The organism is Actinoplanes sp. NPDC048791 (genome assembly GCF_040650095.1).
GTDB lineage: Bacteria > Actinomycetota > Actinomycetes > Mycobacteriales > Micromonosporaceae > Actinoplanes.
This window is the reverse complement of record NZ_JBEZGQ010000345.1, coordinates 1-7,784: the sequence shown is the minus strand read 5'-3', so window position 1 is coordinate 7,784 and position 7,784 is coordinate 1. Positions and strand designations below refer to the sequence as shown.

General features: G+C 70.1%; 5 protein-coding genes and 1 pseudogene. 2 read left to right on the top strand and 4 right to left on the bottom strand.

Annotated features, from left to right (window positions below):
• Positions 1 to 206, bottom strand: a pseudogene (locus tag AB0C29_RS23665) (hypothetical protein); the annotation flags it as partial.
• Positions 207 to 1,795: 1,589 nt separating this feature from the next.
• On the opposite strand from AB0C29_RS23665, the gene AB0C29_RS23660 reads away from it, so the two are divergent.
• The gene (locus tag AB0C29_RS23660; protein WP_360823790.1) at positions 1,796 to 2,140 is read left to right on the top strand and encodes a VOC family protein; all 345 of its coding nucleotides are present in this window, start codon (positions 1,796 to 1,798) and stop codon (positions 2,138 to 2,140) included.
• A gap of 67 nt (positions 2,141 to 2,207) precedes the next feature.
• Here the strand turns inward: AB0C29_RS23660 and AB0C29_RS23655 are convergent, their stop codons facing one another.
• From AB0C29_RS23655 to AB0C29_RS23645, 3 genes are read right to left on the bottom strand one after another with little or no spacing between them, the layout of a single operon-like run.
• Positions 2,208 to 2,594 (bottom strand): DUF4233 domain-containing protein, encoded by a 387-nt coding sequence (locus tag AB0C29_RS23655; RefSeq protein WP_360823793.1) that lies wholly within the window; start codon positions 2,592 to 2,594, stop codon positions 2,208 to 2,210.
• A 29-nt stretch (positions 2,595 to 2,623) separates the two neighbouring features.
• Positions 2,624 to 3,949 carry a folylpolyglutamate synthase/dihydrofolate synthase family protein gene (locus AB0C29_RS23650; RefSeq protein ID WP_360823787.1) on the bottom strand — a complete coding sequence of 442 codons (1,326 nt, stop codon included), beginning with the start codon at positions 3,947 to 3,949 and terminating at the stop codon, positions 2,624 to 2,626.
• Positions 3,946 to 6,585 carry a valine--tRNA ligase gene (locus tag AB0C29_RS23645; protein ID WP_360823784.1) on the bottom strand — a complete coding sequence of 880 codons (2,640 nt, stop codon included), beginning with the start codon at positions 6,583 to 6,585 and terminating at the stop codon, positions 3,946 to 3,948. Before AB0C29_RS23645 ends, AB0C29_RS23650 begins: the two co-directional genes overlap by 4 nt.
• Before the next feature lie 305 nt (positions 6,586 to 6,890).
• Between AB0C29_RS23645 and AB0C29_RS23640 the strand changes: the two genes are divergently transcribed.
• Entirely contained in the window at positions 6,891 to 7,370 is a 480-nt protein-coding gene (locus AB0C29_RS23640) for a hypothetical protein (protein WP_360823781.1), read from the top strand.
• The last annotated feature ends 414 nt before the right edge of the window (positions 7,371 to 7,784 follow it).

Genomic DNA, 7,784 nt, shown 5'->3' with positions numbered 1-7,784 from the left:
CGGCTCGCGTAGACCAGCATCAGAGCCACGTCGCTGAGTGGATCACCGAGGGTGGACATCTCCCAGTCCAGCACCGCGTTGATCTCCATTCGCGGCGGACTACGACTACACGACGCCGTTGCCGCAACGCGCCCGCACGGCGACGGCCGCGCCGCCGCGCCCGGCGGAAAAACCCCGCCCGAGACCAAGGCCGCACGCGACAGCAACCATGGACCCGGAAGACGACGGTACGGGCGCAGAGCCGACAGAAGCAGCACCGGACCAAGCCCCCACGGCATCCTCCCGGCCGTCCTCGGACCCAGTGGCTTCCGACCCCGTTGCTTCAGACCCCGTGGCTTCAGTGGATGAGGACCCGGCGCAGCCGGTGCCCGCCCAGCGGACCCGGGAGCAGGACCCGGAGATCGACCTGTCCCTGGACGGCGACCCGGAACCACCCCCGGAACAGCAGACCCGCGCCGCGCGGGCGGCGGTGGACGAGGACATCATCGCCCCGCCGGCGACCGACCGCGCGGGCCGCGTCCTGGACGCCGAGGACGACCTTCTGGGCGATCTGGAACCACCACCGTGGGAGGTCCGCGCCCGGCAGCCGGAATCCCAGAGCGAGACTCCGCCGCCATTGGTCACCGAGGAACCGCCTCCGGCCGCGGAACCCCGCCCGACGCCTCGGCCCCGCCCGGCAGACAACCCGCCACCAGTTGCGGACGACCTCCCACGCAGTGCCGGCGAGCCACGCAGCGGTGGCAAGCCTCGCGGCGCGGCGCAGACTACCGGCCTGGGCGCGGCTGCGGGTGCGGTGGTGGCTGCGGGATTCGCGGCTTTGGGCAATGCGTTCCGAAGCAAGAAGCAGGAAGAAGCTCGCCCTACCCCCGACGCCCCACACCCAGCGCCTCGGCGTCCGGGGCCACCTAGCCCAGCCGAGTCGGCCGCCGCTACCGGCTCGGTGTCGGCAACCCAGCCACCGCCGGACGATCCGGACCCGGCGGCGCCGCTCAGCCCTCCCTCTGAGCCCGCGACCCCTCCCCGCCCAGCCACCTCACCCAGCGCTGCCGCCGCCTACTCCGGCCAGTCCGCGGATGAGCCGACTGCCGAAGCGTCGGCCGCTCCTCGAACCACCGACTCACCTGCCGTTGACCGCACCCCAGATGCGGAATCAACCTCTGCCACCGGCCTTGGCGCAGTCTCCGCAACCCGTTCAGCTCCCGCGCCGAGCCCCACCCCGACCCCTGACCCTGCCGCCCAGGCCGGATCCGGCTTCGCGTCCGAGTCCGGCGCTGCATCTAGTCCCGCGGTCGCGACCCGCCCCGATGCCCCATCGGGCGTCCCTGCCGCAGCCGGTTCCGGCGCTGCATCCGGCCCAGCGGCCACCGCAGCCGGTCTCGGCGCCGCATCGGGCGCAGCGGCCTCCGCGGCCGGAGCCGTCTCCGCCACTCACCCCACCCCGGCAGCCTCGGGAACCCCCGGGCAGGTCTACGCCTCCCCAACCGCCTTCGGCCCGGGCGGTGGCTCCGGCACCGGCAACCCCGAGGACACCAGACCCCGACCGGAACCCACCCCGATCCGCCCCGGAACCTTCTACGCCGCCGCCACCACAGGCGAACCCACCCAGCAAAATCCCGCACCCCCCGCCGCCCAGCCGAAGCCCGCGACTCCCGCCCCAGCCGGAGGCAAGCGAGGAAGGCCCTGGGCCGACCTCGATGGCGGCTTCGAACCCGACGAACGCGCCGACGACCTGATCACCGCCTACCCGAGCGCCCGCCCCGGCCCGGCCGGCGCGATCCACGGCGTAGGCATCACGGTGCTGGTCACCAACCTGGAACGCTCAGTGGCGTTCTACCGCCAGCTGCTCGGCTTCTACGAAATCGACAGCGGCTCAGGCGGCGCAGTGCTCGCCTCCGGCGACACGAGGCTGGTCCTCCGCACGGTCCCCGACCTGTCCGGCGTGGCCGGCCGCCTGATCTACCTCAACCTGGAGGTGGGCGACGTCGAGGCGGTCTACGAGGAGCTGAAGGCCAAGGGCGTGAAGTTCGTCCACGGCCCCCGCCCGGTGAACCGAGGCGACAAGCTCGAACTCTGGGCAGCCTCCTTCCACGACCCCGACCAGCACAACATCGCCATCACCCAGTGGCGCGCCATCCGCTGACCGAGCCGTCGCCGGTCCACCCGCCCACAGCAGCGGGTGGACCCACAGACCGGACTCCGGGCGCCGGCTAGCCCAGGATCTTGCGCCGTACCGACGTCGCGTAGGCCCAGGTCAACCCGAAGATCAATCCCAGCGCCGCAAGGGACCAGTGCAGCAGTCCGGACGCCAGCAGCAGCACCTGCAACCCCGTACCCGCGGGCCAGGCCCAACGACGCCGCATGCTCCCGGCCACCAGGGCCGCGACCACTGCCAAGGCCACCACTACCCCGATGCCCCAGCCGCTGAGATCCCCGCCCATGATCCGGATCGGCTGGATCGCCAGCAGCAGGACGATCGCTTCCAGAGCGAGCGTGCCCGCCCCCAGCCCCCGTACCGCCGCCTCGGGATTGCGCAGCCCGGACCGCCGCGGCTCGTCGCCCTCGACCTCGGCCGGCGCCTCCTCGGGCGACGGCACGGGTGAGGCCGGCTCCGGCGGCGGCGTGGTCACTTCTTGAGGAGCTTCCGTGCGTCGGCGACGGTGACGATCGACCCGGTGATCAGCACCGCGACGCCGCTGTGCTCACCGTCGGTGTCCGACTCGGCCAGAACGACCGCTTCCTCGATGGCGTCGGGCATGTTCTGCGTGATCGTCACCCGGTCCTCGCCGAAGATCTCTTCCGCGATCTGGGCCAGCTCGTCGACCGGCATGGCCCGGGGTGAGCTGTTCTGCGTCACGACGAGCCGGGCCGCAACCGGCTCCAGCAGCTCAAGCAGGCCGGCCACGTCCTTGTCGCCGAGCACGCCGACCACAGCGACGAGGTGACGGAACGCGAACTCTTCCTCGAGCGCGGTCACGGTCGCCGCCATGCCGTGCGGGTTATGCGCACCGTCGAGCAGGATCGTGGGGGCGCTGCGTACCCGTTCGAGCCGGCCCGGCGAGTCGACCCCGCCGAAGCCTTCCCGGACCAGGTCCGCGTCGAGCTGCTTGGCCGCGCCGGCGCCGAGGAACGCCTCGACCGCGGCGAGCGCGAGGGCGGCATTCTGTGCCTGGTGGGCGCCGAAGAGCGGCAGGAAGATCTCGTCGTACACGCCGCCGAGCCCCTGCAGCGTCAGCACCTGACCGCCGACCGCCTGGTCCCGCCGGATGACGCCGAACTCACTGCCTTCGCGGGCGACAGTCGCACCGACCTGCGCCGAACGTTCCAGCAGCGGCCGCATCGCGTCCTCGGTCTGCAACGCGCTGATGACGGTGGCGTCCTTGTGGATGATGCCCGCCTTGGCCCAGGCGATGTCCTCGATCGTGTCGCCGAGCCACTCGGTGTGGTCGAGCCCGATCGGCGTGATGACGCAGACGCCGGCCTCGAGAACGTTGGTCGCGTCCTCCTCGCCGCCGAGACCGACCTCGACCACGGCGATGTCCACGGGCGCGTCGGCGAACGTCGCGTACGCCAGCGCCGTGGTCATGTCGAAGTAGGTGAGCGGCTCAGCCGACCGCTCGTCGATCAACTGGGCCAGCGGGGCCACCTCGTCGTAGACGGCGGCCAGGCGCTCCTCGGAGATCGGCTCGCCGTCGAGGCTGATCCGCTCCCGAACGGTCTCCAGGTGCGGACTCGTGTAGCGCCCGGTGTGCAACCCGTGCGCACGCAGCAGTCCGTCGATCATCCGGGCCGTGGACGTCTTGCCGTTGGTCCCGGTCAGATGGATCGACGGGTACGCCCGCTGCGGACTGCCGAGCACGTCCATCAGGTCACGGATCTTCTGCATGTCGAAGGCCATGCGGGTGAAGCCGCGCCCGTCGAGCGCGGCAACCACCTCTTGGTATGTGCTCATGACGAGGGCAACGCTTTCAGGGCCGCCGCAATTCTCGCGAGGTCGGCTTCGGCCGTGGCCAGCCGGTCCTTGATCTTCGCAACGACCTGTTCGGGCGCCTTGCCGACGAACGCGTCGTTGTCGAGCTTGGCCCGGCACTGCGCCGCTTCCTTCTCGGCGGCGGCGCGGTCCTTGTCCAGGCGGGCCCGCTCGGCAGCGACGTCGATGGTGCCCCGGGTGTCGAGGTCGACGGTGATGCCACCAGTGACCGCGAGGGTCGCCGTCGCCGAGAACTCGGGCGTCGGGGCGTCGAGCCGGGCAAGCGCGCGGATCAGCGGCTCGTGCACGTCGATCCCGACGTTGCCGAGGCCGGTGAGCGCGGCGCTGACCCGCTGACCCGGGCGCAGGCCCTGGTCGGAGCGGAAACGCCGCACCTCGGTGACGACCTTCTGCAATGCGGCCAGCTCCTCCTCGGCCACATCGTCGACACGGGCCTGGTCGGCAACCGGCCAAGCGGCGACGACAACGGACTCGGCACCGGTCAGCACCGTCCACAGCTCCTCGGTGACAAACGGAATCACCGGGTGCAACAGACGCAACAGCTGGTCAAGAACGTGCCCGAGCACCCGCCGCGAGCGCGCGGCCTCGACGCCGTCGGTGGCCAGCACGGGCTTGCTGAGCTCCACGTACCAGTCGCAGACGTCGTCCCACGCGAAGTGGTAGAGCGTGTCACAGGCCTTGGCGAACTCGTACGTCGCGAGCTGCTCATCAACCTCAGCGATGACGTGCTGCAGCCGCGACAGGATCCACTTGTCGACGCTCGACAGCTCCGCCGACGCCGGCAGCTCCCCCTCGACCGTGGCCCCGTTCATCAGGGCGAAGCGCGTCGCGTTCCACAGCTTGTTGCAGAAGTTGCGCGAGCCCTGGCACCACTCCTCACTGATCGGCACGTCGGAGCCGGGGTTGGCGCCGCGAGCCAGCGTGAAGCGGGTGGCGTCGGCGCCGTACCGGTCGATCCAGTCCAGCGGGTCGACGGCGTTGCCGAAGGACTTCGACATCTTCTTGCCGTGCGCGTCGCGGACCAGCCCGTGCAGGGCCACCACGTCGAACGGCTGCACGCCGTCCATCGCGTACAGGCCGAACATCATCATCCGGGCGACCCAGAAGAAGAGGATGTCGTAGCCGGTGACCAGCACGCTGGTCGGGTAGAACTTCGCCAGCGTCTCGGTCTGCTCGGGCCAGCCCATCGTGGAGAACGGCCACAGCCCGGACGAGAACCACGTGTCGAGCACGTCCTCGTCCTGGCGCCAGCCCTCGCCGGTCGGCGGCTGCTCGTCCGGTCCGACGCAGACGACCTCGCCGGCCGGGCCGTACCAGACCGGGATGCGGTGCCCCCACCACAGCTGGCGCGAGATGCACCAGTCGTGCATGTTGTCGACCCACGCGAAGTACCGCTTCGCCAGCTCCGGCGGCTCGATGGTGACCCGGCCGTCCCGGACGGCGTCGCCGGCCGCCTTCGCCAGCGGCCCGGTGTTGACGAACCACTGCAACGACAGCCGCGGCTCCACGGTCGTCTTGCACCGCGAGCAGTGCCCGACCGAGTGCTGGTAGGGCCGCTTCTCGGCAACAATGCGCCCCTGCTCACGCAGGGCGGCAACGATCGCGGGCCGAGCCTCATACCGATCAAGGCCCTCAAACGGCCCCGGTACGGTGACGACGGCCCGCTCATCCATGATCGTCATGCTCGGCAGGTCGTGCCGCCGGCCGATCTCGAAGTCGTTCGGGTCGTGCGCCGGCGTGACCTTGACGGCACCCGTACCGAAAGCGGGGTCGACGTGCTCGTCGGCCACGATCGGGATGCGCCGCCCGGTGAGCGGAAGCTCGACCTCGGTGCCGATCAGGTGCTTGTAGCGCTCGTCGTCGGGGTGCACGGCCACCGCGGTGTCACCGAGCATCGTCTCGGCCCGGGTCGTGGCGACAACGATCGCGTTGTCACCATCGCCGTAGCGGATGGAGACGAGCTCACCGTCGTCGTCGGTGTGCTCCACCTCGATGTCACTGAGCGCGGTGAGACAGCGCGGGCACCAGTTGATGATGCGCTCGGCCCGGTAGATGAGGCCGTCGTCGAACAGCTGCTTGAAGATCGTCTGCACGGCCTTGGAGAGGCCCTCGTCCATGGTGAACCGCTCGCGACTCCAGTCCACGGAATCGCCGAGCCGGCGCATCTGCCCGGTGATCGCGCCACCGGACTCGGCCTTCCACTGCCAGACCTTCTCGACGAAGGCCTCCCGGCCCAGGTCGTGGCGGGAGACCTGCTGGGCGGCGAGCTGCCGCTCGACGACGTTCTGAGTGGCGATGCCGGCGTGGTCCATGCCGGGCAGCCACAGCACCTCGAAACCCTGCATCCGCTTGAAGCGGCTGAGGGTGTCCATGATGGTGTGCTCGAGGGCGTGGCCGACGTGCATGGAGCCGGTCACGTTGGGCGGCGGGATGACGATGGAGAAGGGCGGCTTGTCACTAGCCGGGTCCGCCGTGAAGTAGCCGGCCGATACCCACTGCTCGTACCGCCGCTGCTCTACCTCGCCCGGCTGGTACTGGGCGGAAAGGCCACCGGTGGGCCGGCTGTCGGGGGTACGGGTGTCGGTTGCTTCGCTCACCCGACAAGTCTACGGAGCCCGCCCGGGAAGCCTGCGATCGCACCGCCTCCCTGTGGACAAGGGTGGGTCTGTGGACAACGCCCGGCGCAGAATCGCCGAGTTGTTAGGCTCGCACGATGTCCGAACGCCCTGGCTCCGCTCCACCACCCGAGGCAACACCGGTGGAGATCGCCGCTGACCCGTTCCCCCTCACGGAGTCCACCGGCGAGGCAAACGAAGAGCGGACGCCCAGGTCAAGGACCAAGACCATCGTGCTGAGCTCACTGCTGGCGATCAGCCTGGCGGGTGCATCCGTCCTCGGGTACGTGGGCTGGCGCATCGCCTCACAGAAGGACGCGACTCTGACGATCCCGGCGAAGGTCGCAGGCCTGACCGTCGACAGCAGTGACGAGGGCCGCAGCACAGCGGACTACCTGCAGACAGCCCTGTCAGCAGACGTGGCCTTCGACCGCGCAGTGGGAGCGGTGTACACGGACGGCTCGGCAAACAACGTCCTCTTCTTCGGCGGCACAACGCTGTTCTGGACGCCGGAAGATGATCTGGTGACGGCATTCGATCTGGTCTCCGACGAGCAGGGTTCGGTGACCGGTCTGCACGACGTGCCGGCCGGCCCACTCGGCGGCACGATGAAGTGCGGGACGACGAAGGCCGACGGGGCGGACATGCCGGTATGCGGCTGGGCCGACCACGGCAGCCTCGCCCTGGCGATGTTCCCGGGCCGTACGGTCGACGACTCAGCGAAACTGTTCGGCGAGATCCGGGCTGCCGCCCAAACCCGCAATTAACCGCGGCACCGTTCTGATCAATCGCTCGTGTGCAGCCGGCCGTAATGCCGCAGCGCGGGCTCAGCGATGATCGGCTCTGTTCCCGCAACGCCCTTGCGGCCGATCAAGACCCTTGCTCGGAGACATCCGATCCGCGGTCCGCACGGCGCCTGCCCCGCACGACCGCTGCCCATGACGCACGACAGTCACCCATGAAGGTCACCAACGCCCGCAGTGTCGCCCCGGCCCGGACTACGGCCATATCACCCTCCCGGACTGCCGCAGCGCCCAGGCCAAGACCAACCTCAGGCTGGCCGACGCCGGCGGGAAAGCCCCCGTAAAACGCAAAAGGAGCTCACCCCGGCCAGGGGCGAGCTCCATGGATCGCGAAAAGGAGCTCACCCCCGGGTCGGGGGTGAGCTCCACTCAGGGAGA